Annotated in this window: 13 protein-coding genes; 8 read left to right on the top strand and 5 right to left on the bottom strand. The window is 65.4% G+C overall.

Annotated elements, in window-relative coordinates; all coding sequences use genetic code 11:
• Positions 1–71: 71 nt before the first annotated feature.
• The 5 genes from PQQ53_RS13860 to PQQ53_RS13840 all read left to right on the top strand — a co-directional run bounded on the left by PQQ53_RS13860 (position 72) and on the right by PQQ53_RS13840 (position 6,101).
• Positions 72–284 (top strand): DUF6726 family protein, encoded by a 213-nt coding sequence (locus PQQ53_RS13860; RefSeq protein ID WP_408141693.1) that lies wholly within the window; start codon positions 72–74, stop codon positions 282–284.
• 100 nt (positions 285–384) lie between these two features.
• Positions 385–753 (top strand): MliC family protein, encoded by a 369-nt coding sequence (locus PQQ53_RS13855; protein ID WP_408141694.1) that lies wholly within the window; start codon positions 385–387, stop codon positions 751–753.
• A gap of 262 nt (positions 754–1,015) precedes the next feature.
• Positions 1,016–2,668, top strand: coding sequence for an acetolactate synthase large subunit (locus tag PQQ53_RS13850; RefSeq protein WP_408324491.1), 1,653 nt, complete (start codon positions 1,016–1,018; stop codon positions 2,666–2,668).
• Between the two features lie 117 nt (positions 2,669–2,785).
• On the top strand, positions 2,786–4,222 hold the full coding sequence (locus PQQ53_RS13845) for an aldehyde dehydrogenase family protein (protein WP_408141696.1): 1,437 nt from the start codon (positions 2,786–2,788) through the stop codon (positions 4,220–4,222).
• 397 nt (positions 4,223–4,619) lie between these two features.
• Positions 4,620–6,101, top strand: coding sequence for a DEAD/DEAH box helicase (locus tag PQQ53_RS13840; protein WP_408153900.1), 1,482 nt, complete (start codon positions 4,620–4,622; stop codon positions 6,099–6,101).
• 125 nt (positions 6,102–6,226) lie between these two features.
• Here the strand turns inward: PQQ53_RS13840 and gluQRS are convergent, their stop codons facing one another.
• Together gluQRS and PQQ53_RS13830 are read right to left on the bottom strand one after the other, a co-directional pair.
• Complete coding sequence (gluQRS, locus tag PQQ53_RS13835) at positions 6,227–7,114, bottom strand: tRNA glutamyl-Q(34) synthetase GluQRS (protein ID WP_408324489.1); 888 nt, start codon at positions 7,112–7,114, stop codon at positions 6,227–6,229.
• 31 nt (positions 7,115–7,145) lie between these two features.
• Positions 7,146–8,009: a sulfurtransferase gene (locus PQQ53_RS13830; RefSeq protein WP_408324488.1), complete on the bottom strand. Its 864-nt coding sequence runs from the start codon at positions 8,007–8,009 to the stop codon at positions 7,146–7,148.
• 392 nt (positions 8,010–8,401) lie between these two features.
• On the opposite strand from PQQ53_RS13830, the gene dnaE reads away from it, so the two are divergent.
• Positions 8,402–11,974: a DNA polymerase III subunit alpha gene (gene dnaE, locus PQQ53_RS13825; protein WP_408324486.1), complete on the top strand. Its 3,573-nt coding sequence runs from the start codon at positions 8,402–8,404 to the stop codon at positions 11,972–11,974.
• A gap of 80 nt (positions 11,975–12,054) precedes the next feature.
• Here the strand turns inward: dnaE and PQQ53_RS13820 are convergent, their stop codons facing one another.
• Positions 12,055–12,825 (bottom strand): glycosyltransferase family 2 protein, encoded by a 771-nt coding sequence (locus PQQ53_RS13820; RefSeq protein WP_408141702.1) that lies wholly within the window; start codon positions 12,823–12,825, stop codon positions 12,055–12,057.
• 314 nt (positions 12,826–13,139) lie between these two features.
• Between PQQ53_RS13820 and msbA the strand changes: the two genes are divergently transcribed.
• Positions 13,140–14,942 carry a lipid A export permease/ATP-binding protein MsbA gene (gene msbA, locus PQQ53_RS13815; RefSeq protein ID WP_408141703.1) on the top strand — a complete coding sequence of 601 codons (1,803 nt, stop codon included), beginning with the start codon at positions 13,140–13,142 and terminating at the stop codon, positions 14,940–14,942.
• A gap of 230 nt (positions 14,943–15,172) precedes the next feature.
• On the opposite strand, the gene PQQ53_RS13810 is transcribed toward msbA, so the two are convergent.
• Positions 15,173–16,210: a glycosyltransferase family 2 protein gene (locus PQQ53_RS13810; RefSeq protein ID WP_408153904.1), complete on the bottom strand. Its 1,038-nt coding sequence runs from the start codon at positions 16,208–16,210 to the stop codon at positions 15,173–15,175.
• Positions 16,211–16,410: 200 nt separating this feature from the next.
• Between PQQ53_RS13810 and PQQ53_RS13805 the strand changes: the two genes are divergently transcribed.
• Positions 16,411–17,490: a glycosyltransferase family 4 protein gene (locus PQQ53_RS13805; RefSeq protein WP_408324484.1), complete on the top strand. Its 1,080-nt coding sequence runs from the start codon at positions 16,411–16,413 to the stop codon at positions 17,488–17,490.
• 121 nt (positions 17,491–17,611) lie between these two features.
• On the opposite strand, the gene PQQ53_RS13800 is transcribed toward PQQ53_RS13805, so the two are convergent.
• Positions 17,612–18,901, bottom strand: coding sequence for an O-antigen ligase family protein (locus tag PQQ53_RS13800; protein ID WP_408153908.1), 1,290 nt, complete (start codon positions 18,899–18,901; stop codon positions 17,612–17,614).
• Positions 18,902–19,309 lie beyond the last annotated feature (408 nt).

Here is a 19,309-nt window from a genome sequence, read left to right as displayed (position 1 = left end):
CTGGCCACGCTTGCCGGGCGCTCCAAACAGAATGATGGAAGCTCGTCGAGCTCATCGGGATCGAGGTATTTATGGCGCCTGACTCGCGCAAGACCACGCAGTGCGGCATGACCGGCCGACTCGGCGCACTCGGCGTGGCGCTCGCGCTGTGTGCCGGGCTCACGGGCTGCGGTCTCGCGGCCGCGCCGTGCCGGGTCGCATCGGCCGGGCTGAAGATCGTGCCGCTGGTCGGACACGTCGCCGCCGCGCCGACCGATGCGTGCGCGGCGGTAATCGATCCTTGAGCGGCCGGTCGTCGCGTCATTCGCGTTCCGTCCGGTTGGGTATGCCGCCACAAACGCCGCATCAAACGCCATAGCAAAACAGCAACAAGCGAGGCATCCGATGAAGACATGGCTGGTTGCAGCAATCACAGCGGCGGGCCTCGCCGCGCTCGACGGCAACGCATGGGCCGCGCCATTTCAGGTCACGCAGATTCAGAGCAAAAATCGCCAGACGCACAAGTACACCTGCGCGACCGGCAAGATTCTGCAGGTCACTTACTGGAACACCGCGAACGGCCAGAGCTTCGCGCTCGTGCCGGTGAATGGCAAACCGCTGCTGTTCGTCAACACGATGTCGGCGTCCGGTGCGAAATACCAGGCCGGCAGCTACACGTGGTGGACCAAGGGCCCGCGCGCCGATCTCTATGACGCGATGAACGGCGAGAATGCGCCGCCGGTTCTCTCCGACTGCGTCACCATCGTCCGCTAGGCGTGATGCGGCGGCTCTCCTTGTGCGTGCCGCCGCTTCGCCTTTGCCTGCTTCACCCCACCCCCGCCACCCCCGCCGCACCGCATGTCCCGCCTGCGCGCATCATTTCCGTTCGAGTAGTAAGCTGTCCGGCATGGCATTTGCCGTGCCGTCGTGCCATGCCGCGCGCTGTGCGCGCGGCCGTCGTCGTCTTCGATCGTCCGTTTCCGGAGCCTGAGGGTTGGGCTCACGGCCCGCGTCCGTATCATCAAGCGAGACCTCAATGAAAGCATCGGACCTGTTCGTCAAATCGCTGGAAGCCGAAGGTGTCGAGTATGTGTTCGGCATCCCCGGTGAAGAAAATCTCGATCTGCTCGAATCGCTGCGCCGCTCGAGAATCCGTCTGATTCTCACGCGCCACGAACAGGCGGCCGGTTTCATGGCCGCCACTTATGGGCGCCTCACCGGCCGCACCGGTGTATGTCTGGCCACGCTCGGCCCCGGCGCGACCAACTTCGTGACCGCCGCCGCGTATGCGCAGCTAGGCGGCATGCCAATGCTGATGGTCACCGGGCAAAAGCCGATCAAGTCGAGCAAGCAGGGCCATTTTCAGATCGTCGACGTGGTGCGGATGATGGAGCCGCTCACCAAGTACACGCGGCAGATCGTGTCGATCAGCAACATTCCGGCGGCGGTGCGCGAGGCGGTCCGGCAGGCCGAGGAAGAGCGGCCCGGCGCCACCCACCTCGAATTGCCCGAAGACGTCGCGCACGAAGAGGGCGACGGCAAGCCGATCCCGAAGAGCTATAGCCGCCGCCCCGTCGCCGAGGAAAAAGCGGTCGCGCGCGCGGTCGAGGCGATCATCGGCGCGAAGCATCCGTTGCTGATGATCGGCGCGGGCGGCAACCGCAAGACCACCACCAAGATGCTGCGCGAGTTCGTCGATCAGATCGGCATACCGTTCTTCACCACGCAGATGGGCAAGGGCGTGATCGACGAATCGCATCCGATGTGGCTCGGCAACGCGACCCTGTCCGACGGCGACTTCGTGCACCGCGCGATCGAGCACGCGGACTGCATCATCAACGTGGGTCACGACGTGATCGAGAAGCCGCCGTTCTTCATGCGCAGCGGCGAAGCGGGCGAGAAGACGGTGATTCACGTCAACTTTCTCGGCGCGGAAGTCGACACGGTGTATTTCCCGCAGATCGAAGTGGTCGGCGACATCGCCAACGCGGTATGGCAGTTGAAGGAAAGCCTCAAGGAGCGTCAGGAGCATTGGGACTTCACGCGCTTCAAGGAGATCAAGCAGCACTTCGAGGCGCATCTGGTCAAAGGCCAGCACGACGACCGCTTCCCGATGTATCCGGTGCGGATCGTCAACGATGTGTACGAGACCACGCCGGTGGACGGCATCGTGTGTCTGGACAACGGCATGTACAAGATCTGGTTCGCCCGCTACTACCGCGCGCATGAACCGAATTCGCTGCTGCTCGACAACGCGCTCGCGTCGATGGGCGCGGGCTTGCCCTCGGCGATCGCCACCAAGATCGTGCACCCGGATCGCAAGGTGATGGCCGTATGCGGTGACGGCGGCTTCCTGATGAATTCGCAGGAACTGGAAACGGCGGTGCGTCTGAAGCTCGATCTGGTGATCCTGATCCTGCGCGACGACGCGTTCGGCATGATCCGCTGGAAGCAGGAGAACATGAACTTCCCCGACTACGGCATGACGCTCGCCAATCCGGATTTCGTCGCGTACGCGCAGAGCTATGGCGCGAAGGGGCATCGGATCGAATCGGCCGCGGAGTTCGCGCCTTTGCTGCGCGAATGCTTCGTGACGCCCGGTGTGCACGTGATCGATGTGCCGATCGACTACTCGGACAACGAGCGCGTGCTCAACCGCGAGATCAAGCGGCTGTCCGCGCAACTGTGAGTTTCGTCTGACCCGGAAGCGGGCGGCATGGCGCTTGCGCGCCGTGCCGCCGCGACTGCTGGTACCGCTTTTGCTGCTTCTTGCTGCTGTCAGGTATCGGATCAAGGAGAACGCATCATGTTGAAGAAGACTTACCCGTACTACCTCGCCAACGAGGCGGTGGCCGCCAACACCGATCTCGAAGTCACCGATAAATTCAGCGGCGAAGTGGCGACCCGCGTCGCGATGGCCGACGCGGCAGCGATCGACAAGGCGATCGGCCACGCCGTCGACGCGATGCCCGCCATGCGCGCGTTCCCGCCGTTCAAGCGCCAGGCGGTGCTCGAACACTGTGTGAAACGCTTTCGCGAGCGTTATGACGAACTGGCGCTCGCGCTGTGCATCGAGGCGGGCAAGCCGATCAACGATTCGAAAGGCGAGGTCACGCGCCTGATCGACACGTTCAAGGTGGCCGCCGAGGAGAGCGTGAGGATCGACGGCGAGATCGTCAATCTGGAGATTTCACCGCGCGCGAAGGGCTATCACGGCTACGTGAAGCGCGTGCCGATCGGGCCGTGCTCGTTCATCTCGCCGTTCAATTTTCCGTTGAATCTGACCGCGCACAAGGTCGCGCCGGCGATTGCCGCGGGCGTGCCGTTCGTGCTGAAGCCGGCGAGCCGCACACCGGTCGGCGCGCTGATCATGGGCGAGATCCTTGCGGAAACCGATCTGCCGAAAGGCGCGTTCTCGATCCTTCCCGCGCATCGCGACGGCGCCGATCTGTTTACTACCGACGAACGTTTCAAGCTGCTGTCGTTCACCGGTTCGCCGGCGGTCGGGTGGGATCTGAAGGCGAAGGCCGGCAAGAAGAAAGTGATTCTGGAGCTGGGTGGCAACGCGGCCGCGATCGTCGACGGCGATCAGGGCGGCAAGCTCGACTACGTGGTCGAGCGGCTCGCGTTCGGCGCGTTCTATCAGTCGGGGCAGAGCTGCATCGGCGTGCAGCGGATTCTGGTGCACGTGAAGGTGTACGACGCGCTGCGCGAGAAGCTGATTGCGAAAACGCAGTCGCTGGTGATGGGCGATCCGAAAGACGAAAAGACCTTCGTCGGGCCGATGATCTCCGAATCGGAGTCCAAACGCCTCGCCGGCTGGATGGACGGCGCGGTGCAGGCGGGCGCGACAATCGTTGCGGGCGGCAAGGTCGACGGCGCGATGTTCGAGGCCACGCTGCTCGAAGGCGTGAAGCGCGACACCGATCTGTATCGGAAGGAAGCTTTCGGGCCGGTCGCGATCCTGGAGCGCTTCGACGATTTCGAGGCCGCGCTCGCGACGGTCAACGACAGCGACTTCGGTCTGCAAGCGGGCGTGTTCACTGATTCGCTCGCGCATGCGCATCGCGCGTGGGACGCGCTCGAAGTGGGCGGTGTGGTGATCAACGACGTGCCGTCGTTCCGGGTCGACAATATGCCGTATGGCGGCGTGAAGGATTCGGGGCTGGGGCGCGAAGGTGTGCGCTACGCGATCGAAGATATGACTGAGATGCGTTTGATGGTGATGCGCGAGACGTGGTGAGGGGGCGTGGCGGTTGGGAAGCGAGCGGGCTAGGGCAGGCGCCGGCTACGCGAGCTCCTCCTGTCACGCAATTGTCGCCTGCGCGCACTACGCTCGCGAGCGAGGCGGGCCGCCGCCCGGCGGCGATCCGCCGGCGTTCGCGCGATGCGCTCCCGCGACGAGCTTTCGCCGACGTAAGCAGAAAGCCGTCACGTGCGCCATGAGTGTTTTTGCTGAAGTGCTACAATACCGGCCTTTCCGGCGGGTGTTTCCGCCGGCCGGAGCCGGCCGCAGTTTTCCCGAAGCACTGACGGGTCCCGTGCGGAACGCCGTGGCTCCGCCTTCATCCTGATGCCCTCTGCGGTTTCGACCGCTGCCGCGCGCACCCGCGCCAAGCGCATTTTTAGCGAAAGCCACCATGTCCGACACAGCCGTCACGCCCAGCACTGCGACTTTTGATCAATTCGGTCTCGCGCCCGACATCCTGAAAGCCGTCAAAGAATCGGGCTACACCACGCCAACGCCTATCCAGGCGGAGGCGATTCCCGTCGTGCTGGCCGGCCGTGACGTGATGGGCGCCGCGCAGACCGGCACCGGCAAGACCGCGAGTTTCTCGCTGCCGATCATCCAGCGGCTGCTGCCGCAGGCCAGCACGAGCGCATCGCCCGCACGCCATCCGGTGCGCGCGCTGATCCTCACGCCGACCCGCGAACTCGCCGACCAGGTCGCCGCGAACGTGCAGTCGTATGCGAAGCACACGGCGCTGCGCAGCGCCGTGGTGTTCGGCGGCGTGGACATGAATCCGCAGTCCGAGCAACTGCGCCGCGGCGTCGAAATCCTGATCGCCACGCCGGGCCGTCTGCTCGATCACGTGCAACAGAAAACCGCCAACCTGGGCCAGGTGCAGATCCTCGTGCTCGACGAAGCCGACCGAATGCTCGACATGGGCTTCCTGCCGGACCTGCAGCGCATCCTGAACCTGCTGCCGAAGGAACGTCAGACGCTGCTGTTCTCGGCCACCTTCTCGGGCGAAATCAAGAAGCTCGCGGCCACGTATCTGCGCAACCCGCAGACCATCGAAGTCGCGCGCAGCAACTCGACCGCGACCAACGTTACCCAGATCGTCTACGAAGTCGCCGAGGGCGACAAGACCGGCGCGGTCGTGCAACTGATCCGCGAGCGCAGCCTCAAGCAGGTGATCGTGTTCTGCAACAGCAAAATCGGCGCGAGCCGGCTTGCGCGCAGCCTCGAACGCGACGGCGTGGTGGCGACCGCGATTCACGGCGACCGCTCGCAGAACGAGCGTATGCAGGCGCTCGACGCGTTCAAGCGCGGCGAGATCGAAGCGCTGGTGGCGACCGACGTCGCCGCACGCGGTCTGGACATCGCCGAACTGCCGGCGGTGATCAACTTCGACCTGCCGTTCAACGCGGAAGATTACGTGCACCGGATCGGCCGTACCGGGCGTGCTGGGGCGTCGGGCGACGCGCTGTCGCTGTGCAGCCCGAACGAGCGCAAGCAGCTTGCCGATATCGAGAAGCTGATCAAGCGGCCTCTGGATGTGCAACGCCTGACCGTTGCAGCGCCGGTGCGTCATCACCATGAAGAGCGCGCGCCGCGCCGCGAGCGCAGCGGCGATGGCCGTGAGGGTCGCGACGAGCGCGGCAGCCGCCGTCGTACGGGCGCGCCGTCGTCGGGCTCGTTCGACCGGCCGCATCACCATCGCGCGCAGCCAGTGGATGACTTTTTCCTGAAGCCGTATGAGCCGTCGGCATCTTCGATGCGTAAGGTCGAAGAAGCGGCCGCAGCGGCCACGCCGCAGAAGTCGGGCTCGAAGCAGCCGTTGGCGGCATTGCTGGGCGGGTTTGGCATGCCGAGGAAGTCGACTTCGTCGTCGTGATGCTGGCGGGGAAGGTTTAGTGCCTTTTGACGCCTTGCAAGGTTCTTCAGACGCTTCTGTGGTTTAAACGTCTCAAGCACCTCAAGCATCTCAAGCGCTTCGCGGTTTTAACCGCGAAGCGCTTTTTATTTTGTGACGCCCATGCGCCGGGCCCATGCCGTCGTGGCGGCGGCATAGAAGCCGTCCAGCGTCGTGTGGGCCTGGCCGTTCAGGTCGCCGAGTCCCAGATGGCGCGCCGCGGCGCTCAGCGCTTCGAGCGGCCTGTCGCTGTCGAGCGCGGTTGCGCCGTTCTGCTTGCTCAGCTTTTCGCCGAGTTCGTTCGTCACGACGGGCACATGCAGATACCGCGGCGTCGGCACACCAAGGCAGCGTTGCAGATAAATCTGCCGCGCAGTCGAATCCATCAGATCCACGCCGCGCACGATGTGCGTGATGCCCGCATCCGCATCGTCGACCACCACCGCCAACTGATACGCCCATTGGTCGTCCGCACGCTTCAGAACGAAGTCGCCGACTTCGGTGGCGAGGTTTTGCGTCCGCCGGCCCTGCCAGCGATCGTCGAACGCGATCACGGCAGCAGCGCCGTCGGGCACGCGCAGCCGCCAGGCGCGCGCCGGTTTGCCGTTCAGACCGTGACGGCAGGTGCCGGGGTACGCGAGGGTCGTGTTGCGCGCATGCGCGTGCAGCAGCGAGTCGGCGATTTCCTTGCGCGTGCAGCCGCACGGATAGATCAGCCCGGTCGGCTTCAGTTGCGCCAGCGCCTGCTCGTAGCGCGCCACGCGCCGGCTTTGCCAGAGGGGTGCTTCATCGGCGTGCATGCCGAAGCGCGCGAGGGTCGCGAGGATGTCGTCGGCGGCGCCCGGCACGGTGCGCGGCCGGTCGATGTCTTCGATCCGCACGAGCCAGGTGCCCTCATGCGCGCGGGCGTCGAGCCAGCTTGCCAGTGCGCTGACCAGCGAGCCGAAATGCAGCGGCCCGGTAGGCGACGGTGCAAAGCGTCCGCGATAGGTCATGGTCGGGTGGCGTTGTGGTGCGCCGCCACCATCACGCCGCGCGCGCCGCCTTGCCGTCCGGATGACACGCCGGGCAGGTCTTGCCCGCCACGTACAGCGGGGATTGCTGCGCTTCGGGCGTGACCACGGCGCGGCAGCCGAAGCATTGCGCGGTCGCGGTAGGCTGCAGCAGCGGGTTCAGCGCGGTGCGGTAGTCGAACACGAAGCAGTCGCCGTGATAATGCGCGCCGCCCACTTCCTCGAAGTACTTCAGGATGCCGCCTTCGAGCTGGTACACGTTTTCGATGCCGACTTCCTTCATGTGGATCGCGGCTTTCTCGCAGCGAATCCCACCGGTGCAGAACGACACCACCGTCTTGCCTTCGAGATCGGCGCGATTGTTCTCGATCACCTCGGGAAACTCGCTGAATTTCGTAATGCGGTAGTCGAGCGCGTCGTCGAACGTGCCGACGTCCACTTCGAATGCGTTGCGCGTGTCGAGCATCACGACCGGGCGGCCCTCGTCATCATGACCGCGGTCCAGCCAGGCCTTCAGCGTGGGAGCGTCGACGAACGGCGCGCGGCCGAGTTCCGGACGGATGGCCGGCTTCTTCATCGTGATGATTTCGCGCTTGAGCTTGACCAGCATGCGCGTGAACGGCTGCTTGTCCGACAGGCTTTCCTTGAATTGCAGGTTCGCGAACTTGCCCTCGAACAGCGCATCGTGACGGATGTAGTCGATGAACGCGTCGGTGTGCTCGCGCGAGCCGGCGACGAACAGGTTGATGCCTTCCGGTGCCAGCAGAACGGTGCCGCGCAGGCCAAGCGCGTTGCAGCGTTCAGTGACGAGCGGGCGCCAGGCGGCGGTGTCTTCGATGGTCGCGAAATGATACGCGGCGAGATTGACGATACTCATGTGTGTTCAGCGGTAAGCAGCGGTAAGCAGCGGTATGAAGTGGCCGGCGTGGCGAAGCGCGGGGGCGTCGAGCCGCCGCGCGCGGCCCGGGATAGCCGGGCGGAGCCAGGGTGTCGCGGCCACGTCGAAAAGGGCGAAAGCGCTATTATCCCTCAACCCGGCGTTTCCCCGGACTCGGCCGAATGGCCAGCCGATTGCGCCAGCTCAAATTGTCCGGCAATTTGTGGCGCCGGGTGGTGCGGTTTCCTGCGGTCGCCGCACGGTCGAGCCTGCCGCTCAAGCCGCGCGCCATGTTGCGAAACGCCCGCGCCGTGGCGCTGCCGCGTTCGCGTCCTAAGCCGGACGGCTAACGCGCGGTTTTGCGCTGAACACGGCGGAAGGGTGGAGTTACAATGTCGCCCATGTCAGATCCCCGCTTCGTTCATCTCCGCGTTCACTCCGAATTCTCGATTGCCGACGGCATCGTGCGTCTTGACGACATCGTCAAGGCCGCGGCCAAAGACGGCCAGGGCGCGCTCGCCCTCACCGATCTCGGCAACGCGTTCGGCCTCGTCCGTTTCTACAAGGAAGCCCGCGGCAAAGGGGTCAAACCCATTGCCGGCTGCGACGTCTGGATCACCAATCCGGACGACCGCGACAAGCCTTCCCGTTTGCTGCTGCTGGTCAAGGACCGGCGCGGCTATCTGAATCTGTGCGAACTGCTCAGCAAGGCATCGCTCACGAACCAGCATCGCGGCCGCGCGGAAGTCGAAGCCGGCTGGCTCGAATCCGGGCTCGGCGAGGGGCTGCTCGCGTTGTCGGGCGCGCAGCAGGGCGACGTGGGGCTCGCGCTTGCGGCCGGCAACGAGGAAGCGGCGAGGCGCAACGCGCTGCATTGGGCGAAGGTGTTCCCGGGAGGCTTCTACATCGAGCTGCAGCGTTGCGCCCAGCCGGGCGGCGAGCAATACGTGCAACAGGCGGTCGCGCTCGCGGCATCGCTGAAATTGCCGGTGGTCGCCACGCATCCGATGCAGTTCATGACGCCGGACGACTTCACCGCGCACGAAGCGCGCGTGTGTATTTCCGAGGGCGACATTCTCGCGAATCCGCGCCGCCCGAAGCGCTTCACGTCCGAGCAGTATTTCCGCACGCAGGAGGAAATGGCCGCGCTGTTCGCGGACATTCCGTCGGCGCTCGCCAACACCGTCGAGATCGCGAAGCGTTGCAATCTCACGCTCGAACTCGGCAAGCCGAAGCTGCCGCTGTTCCCGACGCCCGACCGCATGTCGCTCGACGACTATCTCGTGCTGCTGTCGAAAGAGGGCCTCGAAAAGCGTCTCGAACAGTTGTACCCGGACGAAGCCGAGCGCGCCGCGCAGCGCGAAACCTACTACCAGCGCCTCGAATTCGAGTGCGGCACGATCATCAAGATGGGCTTTCCGGGCTACTTCCTGATCGTCGCGGACTTCATCAACTGGGCGAAGAACAACGGCGTGCCGGTCGGACCGGGCCGGGGCTCGGGCGCGGGTTCGCTGGTCGCCTACGCGCTCGGCGTGACCGATCTCGACCCGCTGCGCTACAACCTGCTGTTCGAGCGTTTCCTGAATCCGGAGCGGGTGTCGATGCCCGACTTCGACATCGACTTCTGCCAGCACGGCCGCGATCGCGTGATCCAGTACGTGAAGGAGAAGTACGGTGCGGACGCCGTATCGCAGATCGCGACGTTCGGCACGATGGCCGCGAAAGCGGCGGTGCGCGACATCGGCCGGGTGCTCGATCTCGGCTACATGTTCACCGACGGCATCGCCAAGCTGATTCCTTTCAAGCCGGGCAAGCACGTCACGATCGCCGACGCGATGAAGGAAGAGCCGCTGTTGCAGGAGCGCTTCGATAACGAAGACGAAGTGCATCAGCTGATCGAACTCGCGCAGCGCGTCGAAGGCCTCACGCGTAACGTCGGCATGCACGCGGGCGGCGTGCTGATCGCGCCCGGCAAGCTGACCGATTTCTGCCCGCTCTACACGCAGGGCGACGAAAGCGGCGTCGTCAGCCAGTACGACAAGGACGACGTCGAAGCCGTCGGCCTCGTGAAGTTCGACTTTCTGGGCTTGACCACGCTGACGATTCTCGACTGGGCCGAGCGCTATATCCGCCGCCTCGATCCGTCGAAGCAGGACTGGTCGCTCGGCCAGGTACCGCTCGACGATCCGGCGTCGTTCTCGGTTCTCAAGAAAGCGAATACGGTCGCCGTGTTCCAGCTGGAAAGCCGCGGCATGCAGGGCATGCTGAAAGACGCGCAGCCCGACCGCTTCGAAGACATCATCGCGCTGGTCGCGTTGTACCGTCCGGGCCCGATGGACCTGATCCCGAGCTTCTGCGCGCGTAAGCACGGCCGCGAAGTGGTCGAGTATCCGGACCCGCGTGTCGAATCTGTTCTGAAAGAGACCTACGGCATCATGGTCTACCAGGAGCAGGTGATGCAGATGGCGCAGATCATCGGCGGCTACTCGCTGGGCGGCGCCGACTTGCTGCGTCGCGCGATGGGTAAGAAGAAGGCCGAGGAGATGGCCGAGCATCGCGAGTTGTTCCGTCAGGGCGCCGCGAAGAACGGGCTGACCGCCGAGAAGGCCGACGAAATCTTCGACTTGATGGAGAAGTTCGCGGGCTACGGCTTCAACAAGTCGCACGCGGCCGCGTATGCGCTGCTCGCGTACTACACCGCGTGGCTCAAGGCGCACCATCCGGCGGAATTCATGGCGGCGAATATGTCGCTCGCCATGGACGACACGGACAAGGTCAAGATCCTGTTCGAAGACTGTCTGACGAACAAGATGGCCGTGTTGCCGCCGGACGTGAATCTGTCCGCGTATCGCTTCGAGCCGGTCGCCGAAGCCGACGGCAAGCGCTCGAAAACGATTCGCTATGGCCTGGGCGCGGTCAAGGGCAGCGGCCAGAACGCGATCGAAGAAATCCTGCGCGCGCGCGAAGACGGCCCGTTCATCGACATCTTCGATTTCTGCAACCGCGTCGACCGCCGCATCGTCAATCGCCGCACGATTGAAGCGTTGATTCGCGCGGGCGCGTTCGACACCTTGCATGCGAATCGCGCGCAGCTGATCGCGTCCGTTTCGCTCGCGATGGAAGCGGCCGAGCAGGCGAGTGCCAATGCGTTGCAAGCGGGTCTGTTCGACATGGGCGACGCGCCGTCGCAAGGTCACGAACTGGTCGACGAGCCGGAATGGCCGGAAAAGAAGAAGCTGCAGGAAGAGAAGGCCGCGCTCGGCTTTTATCTGTCGGGCCATTTGTTCGACGCCTACAAGGACGAAGTGCGCCGCTTCGTGCGCCAGAAGATCGGCGAGTTGAAGGAAGGGCGCGACAAGCTGGTCGCGGGCGTGATCGCGTCGCTGCGCACGCAGATGACCCAGCGCGGCAAGATGCTGATCGCGCTGCTCGACGACGGCACCGGCCAGTGCGAAGTGACGGTCTTCAACGAGACCTTCGAAGCGCACAAGCAACTGTTCAAGGAAGACGAACTGCTGGTCGTGCAAGGCCAGGCGCGTAACGACGCGTTCACGGGCGGCATCCGCTTTACCGTCGACACGGTCATGGATCTGGGCCGCGCGCGCTGCCGCTACGCGGAAGCCGTGAAGGTGCAGATGAACGGCAATGCGGATGCGCTGGCGTTGCGCCGCGTGCTCGAAGCGCATAGCGCCGGCAAGGACGAGCCGCAGGCGGCTCCCGCGCCGGCGGCATCATCGCGCGGCAATGGCGGCGGGCGCAACGACGGCGGTTATGGCAACGACAGTGGCCGTCAACGCCAGGCTGTGCAGATTCCGAACGGCCTGGCTGTGCAGGTGGTTTATCGCAGCGAAAACGCGCAAGGTGAAATGCGTCTGGGCGATGCCTGGCGCGTGAAGCCGACCGACGAACTGCTCGCCGCGTTGCGTGGCGAGTTTGCGGGAAGTTCGATCGAGATCGTTTATTGAGGTTCGGGTTTGGTCCGCGCGGTTCGGGCGGACCAAATTTCGGCCCGCGTTGAGCGCCGTCACTCCACGCCGCCTTAGCTTCACCCCCTGCCGCGCCGCGCCGCTTCGCCCAAACGCGCCAGCTTTAAAAACCGGTAGTACACCGTTTCCGCGTTGAACACAGCAATCATGAAGCCGGCGCGGCCATCCAGAAAACCGCGCCGCAGCAGATAGGTCCGCACGAACGCCCACGCGCCGCGCCCAAGCGCCTTGCCGAAGCTGCCGCGCTGACCCGCCGCGTGACGTTGCTGCGCGCCCGCCGTCGAATACGCATCGAGCTTGCGCAGCACGCCTTCGAAGTCCTCGTACGAGTAGTGCATCAGCTTGCCGGTCAGACGCTGCGCTGGGGTGTCGAACACGAGGCGCTCGTGCACGAGGTCGTCGGAGAAACGCGCGGCGCCGCGTTTGAACAGACGCGGAATCCAGTCCGGGTACCAGCCGCTGTGATGAATCCAGTGGCCGCAAAAACTCGACAGCCGGTCCACCGCGTAGACGTCGGCGGTGGGGGCGATGAGCGCCGCGCGCATTGCCACAGCCAGTTCCGGCGAGACGATTTCGTCGGCGTCGATCGATAGAATCCAGCTTGTGCTGAGCGCGTCGACCGCGCGGTTCTTTTGCGGGCCGAAGCCGGGCCAGTCGGTTTGTTCGATCACGCGGGCGCCGTGCGCGCGGGCGATGTCGGCGGTGCCGTCGGTGCTGCCGCCGTCGATCACGACGATCTGATCGGCAAAGGCCACGGCTTGCAGGCATTCGGCCAGCCGCGCCGCCGCGTTTCGGGTGATGATGGCGACGCCGAGGGTGGTTTCTTGCATACCTGAGTTGCGTAGGCTGGGTTCGAGTGGCGAGGAACGCGGGATGGTGGAGGCTAGACGTGCAAACGAGTCTCGCGAGTATACACAGCCTCGCTCATCCGGCCCCACGCTAAAGCGCCAGGCGCAGCGCGTGGAGCGTCGGCCGTCGCGCGCCTGGCTTTGCGGGTTCTCGCGTGCGGTGACCACACCCCCCAACGCCACCCACTCCGTCCCGGCCTCCACCCCCAACCGATTACAATGCTCTTTTTCGATATTCCCCGCAGCGCCCATCCGGCGCGCCGCGCGGTTGCTGTCCCGCATTCACAGAGGATTCCTTGAGCGCGAAGCCAACGTTAAGCAAACCCATCGGTTCAGGTGAGGCGTCGTCGCCGGCCGTCGTTTTCCGGCGCCTGTGGCCGTATATCAAGCCGCTGCTGTGGGTGGTGGTCGGCGCGATCGTCGCGATGGCCGTCAGCGCCGGCACCGACGCCGCCATCCCCGCCTTGCTCAAACCGCTGCTGGACAAGGGCTTCGGCGCGCACGCGAGCGACAACGCCAAGTGGTTCGTGCCGGGCGCGGTGATCGGCCTCGCACTGGTTCGCGGCGTGTCGCAATACGCCTCCGGCTATCTGCTCGCGTACGTGTCGAACAAGATCCTGCTCGACCTGCGCCTGAAGATGTTCAACCGGATGATCCACACGAGCGTCGCGTTTTTCCAGCGTGAGACCGCGAGCACGGTGATCAACGCGATCGTGTTCGAGGTGAACCAGATTCTCAACGTGCTGCTCAGCGTGATGGTGACGCTCGTGCGCGACTCGCTGACGGTGATCTTCCTGCTCGGCTATCTGTTCTATCTGAACTGGCGTTTGACGCTGATCGTCGCGGTGCTGCTGCCGGGGATCGGCTGGCTGGTCGGCAAGATCAATCGCCGTCTGCGGCGCCTGAACCGCGAACATCAGCTGCTGACCAACGAGCTGTCGTACATCGTCGAGGAGACGGTGGGCGGCTACAAGGTCGTCAAGGTGCATAACGGCGAGCAGTACGAGATCGACCGCTTCACGGCGATGAGCAAGCGCCTGCGCGGCTACGCGATGCGCATGACGGTGTCCGGCGGTCTCGCGCAGCCGTTGACGCAGTTCCTCGCGTCGATTGCGCTCGCCGTCGTGATTACGATCGCGGTGGTGCAGTCGTCGTCGGACCAGACCACCGTGGGCGGCTTCGTCGCGTTCGTCACGTCGATGCTGCTGATCATTTCGCCGCTCAAGCATCTGATGGACGTGAACCAGCCGCTGCAGCGCGGCATGACGGCCTGCGAGCTGATCTTCGGTCTGATCGACGAGCCCTCTGAGCCGGAAGGCGGCGGCAAGCCGCTCGAGCGCGCGCGCGGCGAGGTGGAGTTCCGCGACGTGTCGTTCAATTACAGCACCAACGGCACGAGCGCCACGCATAACCGCCACACGCTCGATCAGGTGTCGTTCAAGGTGGCGCCGGGAGAAATGGTCGCGCTGGCGGGTCCGTCGGGCAGCGGCAAGACCACGCTCGTGAATCTGCTGCCGCGCTTTTTCGATCCGACCGGCGGCCAGATTCTGGTCGACGGCGTGCCGCTGCCGGAATACGACCTGCACGCGCTGCGCAGCCAGGTCGCGATGGTCAGCCAGGACGTGGTGCTGTTCAACGACACGGTCGCCAACAACGTCGCGTACGGCCAGACGGCCGATGCCGAGAAGGTCAAGGCGGCGCTGCGCGCGGCCAACCTGTGGGACACCGTCGAGGCGATGCCGAACGGCATCGAGACCCTGGTCGGCGACAACGGCATGATGCTCTCGGGCGGCCAGCGGCAGCGTCTGGCGATTGCGCGCGCGATCTACAAGGACGCGCCGATCCTGATTCTCGACGAAGCCACTTCCGCGCTCGATTCCGAATCCGAGCGCCACGTGCAGTCCGCGCTGGAAACCTTGATGAAGGGCCGCACGACGCTGGTCATCGCGCACCGCCTGTCGACGATCGAGCGCGCCGACCGGATTCTCGTGATGGAAGCGGGGCGCATCGTCGAGCGTGGCAGCCATCGTGAATTGCTGAAGCAGGATGGGCTGTATGCGCATTTGCACCGCATCCAGTTCCAGCAGAACGCGGCCTGATCAGGCCGGTTCGAGCGACGCCCGGTCTGGTGGCTGAGCGTCGCGTCTTCATTGCCCCGTTGAGCGGGGAAGCACTTTCCACATTCCGTCCGGCATCGTCCGGCTCGTGGCGCTGTCAGCAGGGTTTGGCGGCTGGCACCCGGGCCGCCTGAATGCCGCTGACGGCGGCGGGTTAGCTATGTCTCGTTGCCAGCGCGCCGCGCGGCGCACCGCCATTGCAACGCGCGAACTCAGCGACGGTTTTTACGCACCACGCGCTTGAGCCAGATGCCCGGCGCGTACACCGCCGGACAGCTAGCGTACAGAAACATCCGAATGCGCAGCCCGAGCTTCACGCCGGCACTGCGCATCAGCAAGCCGATACGCTCGCCGGGACTGCCTGCTTCGAACATCGCGTGGATGAACCGTTCACGCGCGAGCTTGGGCGCCATGGCCGCACGCATGCGTTCGCCCACACCCGCCACCTCTGCGTCGCGCTGCAACTGCGCCAGTTCCGCCAGTCCGTAACGATTGCTCTGGCGCATCCGCGCGATCAGCTCGTCCACCGAACCATAGCGGCGTTTGCGCGACAACCCACCGCGCCGGTAGCGCACCAGCGGCTCGCGCAGGCTCATGGCGCCGCCCGACAGGATCGCGCGCAGCACCATGATCTGATCTTCGGCCGCAGCGCCCGCCAGCATCGGTCCGAAGCGCTCGAACAGCCGCCGCGACCACGTGTGCGCCGCGCCGATCAGCCAGGGACGGCCCGCCAACCAGTCGTCGAAACTGCGATAGGTGTCGAGTTCGGTGGGGCTCAGCCGCTCGTGAACGTGGCCTGCTTCGTCCATGTCGGCGAGGTCGGTAGCAATCAGATCGGCGCGGCGCCCGTGCGCGAGCCAGAAGTCGACCACGCGCTCGCAGCGGGTCGACGCCGACATGTCGTCGCCCGCGGCGACGAACAGCAGCTCTCCCTGGGCCAGTTGCGCGATTTGCGACAGGTGCGCGCTGATCCCCTGGTTGGCCGCGTTGCGCCGCGTGATCACCCGATGCGGACCGTCGTAGCCGGCGAGCGCCGCTTCGATCGCGGCGAAGGTCGCGTCGCTGGACGCGTCGTCGGAGATGATGATTTCGAGCGGCTGATAGGTCTGCGCGAGCGCGCTGCGCACGGCATCGCCGATCTGTTCAGCCTGGTTGTAAGCGATCAGCAGCATCGTGACCAGCGGGCGTTCGGTGCCCGGCGCGGCGCAGGGCGCTGCGGGCGACGGATGAGGCGGCAGGCTATCGGTCATGGAGTCGGAGCGGTTGCAATTGGGCTAGATTTTAATCGGTGCAGACGCGGCTGCGGGATTGCGGCTTCGATTCGAGCGCCGCGGCAGGCATCCTTTACAATTGCCGCTGCTTTCGACCAGGCGGCCCGCGCGGCGCCGCGTGTCCATGCCCGAGTAACACCGTATGTGCGCTGCGTGCGCCCTTCACCGAGATCCGATCCTTGTCCGACCCGACCCGCCGTCCACTCACCGACATTGCGCTGACCACCCAGGCGCTGAAAAACAGCGGCGGCGCCGAACGCTATACGCGCGACGTGATCGCCGGCCTGCATCGGATGGGCTTGCGGCCTACGCTGTTCGCCCGCGAAATCGACCGAAGCCTGCCCGAAGCGGCATGGATCGACGCACAGCCGCTGAACGTGCACTGGGCGCCGCGCAAGCTGCGCAACCTCGCGTTCGACTGGCGGCTGAAGCAGCGGCTCAAACGGCACCGCCCCGCTTGCGTGTTTTCGATCAATCACTCCACCCAGGCCGACGTCGCGCTGTGCGGCGGCACGCATCCGGGCTCGCTCGAAGCCGCCGGGCGCAGCGCGCGCCGCAGCGACGAGTGGCAGATCGACATGGAGCGGCGCGTCTACACGCACGCGCGTTCGATCATTGCGCATTCGCAACTGATGAGCCGCGAGTTGCAGCGCTTTTACGGCGTGCCGGCGGAGCGCATCGACGTCATCTATCCGCCGGTCGACACTGCGCGCTTCCAGCCGCTCACCGACGAAGCCCGCGCGACGGTGCGCCGCCAGCTCGACTTGCCCGAAGACCGCGTGATCTTCGTGTTCTCGTCGACCAGTCACGAGCGCAAAGGCTATCCGCTGCTGGAGGCGTTTTTTGCGCGGACCACGCTGCCGGTGTGCCTCGTCGTCGCCGGCCGGCCGGTGCCGAAGACCAGTGAGACGATTCGCTACGTCGGCTACAGCAAGGAGATCGAGAAGCTGTTCGCGGCCGCCGACTTCACGGTCGTCGCATCGGCGTACGAGCCGTTCGGCCTCGTGGGCGTCGAGTCCGTGATGTGCGGCACGCCGCTCGTGATCGCGGACAACGTCGGCTCGGCGGAGACCGTCACCGGCGCGGCGAAGATCGAGTTCTCGCGGCAGTCGGCGGGGAGTTTCGAGCGGGCGATCGGGCAGGCGGTGGAGCGGGTGCGCGGCGGCGGCGCGCGGATCGCACGGCCGCTCGAGAATCTGGTGTACGACCCGAGCGTCGATGCGCATGTTGCCGCGCTTTATGAGCTGTTCACGCGGTGAGCTGATCGGCTGATGGGCGGGTCGGGCCTCGGACCGGCGCGGGAGCACGCCGAATCGGCGCAGAGCGGGGAGCAAACCGGCCCGATCCCCCGGGCGCCCGCTCGCCGAACTCCGCCCGACCTCAAACCTTGACGCCGCCAGCGCGGCGAGCCGCGTGTAAAGCCGGCGCGCTCTGCAGTTCGCGCTTCCTTGCATCGACCACCGCGAGCAGCGTGGCGACCAGCAACGCGAGCAGCACCGTGACCATGATCGGCACGAGCACGTCGATGGTCAGCCCGAAGATCACGGTGCTGGTGGCGACCGCGAGGCCCGCGTAAGAGGCCGCGCGGATCGCCGGGTCGGTCGAATGCCGGTGCCGCCAGAAATACACCGAGATCCCATAGTAGAACAGCAGCAGGCCCGCCACGCCGATCGCACCCATCTCGGCGAGCGCCGAGAAAAAGTCGCTATGGGCGCGCTCGTTGACGATCTCGGCCTTCACTTCACCACGCTTGGCCATCACGCCCAGCTCCTCGGCCAGATGTCCCTTGCCGACGCCGTACACCGGGTGATGCATGAAAATCAGCCGCGACGCGTTCCACAACTGCAGGCGCAGACCCACCGAGGTGTAATCCTCGCCCTTGTGCATCATCGAGACGTCGGTCGACACTTCGCTCAGGCGCTTCTGGATGCGCTCGGTCGACAGCAGCGTGCCGGCCACGAGCACGATCGCCAGCGTCGCGATCAGCAGACGCTTCTTGTGCGCAAACCACTGGTACTGCATACCGAGCAGCACCACGAACACCGGCACGGCCAGCCAGCCGCCACGCGTGCCCGACAGATACGACGCATAGCCGCCCGCCACCAGCGCCAGCACACGCGGCACCAGCAAGCGCCAGTCGCGGGGCTTGTCCCAGCCGAGCGTGAAGACCGACAGGAAAGCGAGCAGCAGTGCGGTATCGCCGAACGGAATCGCGTTGGTGTAGGAATTATTCAGACGATTCGCATCGGTCCAGCCGCCAGGGGGCTGATCGACGATCGCCCAGAGGCCGACCGCCAGCGCGCCGGCCGCGCAGCCCCAGCCGATCATGCGCAGATTGCGCGATGGCAATTGCCGCAGCAGCAGGAAGATCGGCAGCGCGAGCACGAAGCGCGACAGCGCGTCGAACTGCCGGGGCAGCCAGTAGCCGAACAGCAATTGCTGCGCGCCGATCGCGACGACCAGCGCCAGCATGCCGATGGTGAACCAGCGGTAGGTGCGCAGCGCCGAAAAATAGCCCGGCATGCGCCGGTTGACGACGGCGGCGCCGAGCGCCAGCGCGAGAATTGCGAAAAAGCAATAGCCGGTGCCGCCGCGCCACATCAGATTGACTGCGGGCGCGAGAAACAGCAGGGCTGTACAGAGCCAGACCAGACTGGAAGCAAAAATCATAGGGCAACGATTTGTATGAACACTACCGTTCCGGTGGTGGAGTTGCTGGGGGAGCCGGACCATTGAGAGAAGTTTTTTCAAGACGGTAGAGCGAACGGGATTATAACCGCGCCCCTCCTTGCAAAATGCTTGCTGTCGCACGCGGAAAGGTGCGGGAAGACGGCGCCACGGCACGGCGCGGCGAATCGGCCGGCAAAGGGCGCGAACGCAAGGCGGCGCAGCGTTTGCGGTGCCCGGCGCGGCGGTCCGCGTGACCTTGCGCGCAGCGCTTCGCGCTCGGCGCAGGCGACCCGCCATTGGCCGCGGCCCTGGCGGCCGGCGCCCCGGTATTTGCCGTACGCACGGGCTGCGGCGGTACAATCCCGCGAAACTCATGGCCGGCGCGCGGCGCATGCCGTGCCCGCAGCC

Source organism: Paraburkholderia strydomiana (assembly GCF_046030495.1).
GTDB lineage: Bacteria > Pseudomonadota > Gammaproteobacteria > Burkholderiales > Burkholderiaceae > Paraburkholderia > Paraburkholderia strydomiana_A.
Note: the sequence above shows the minus strand (reverse complement) of the source record. Positions and strands in the feature narration are given on the sequence as shown.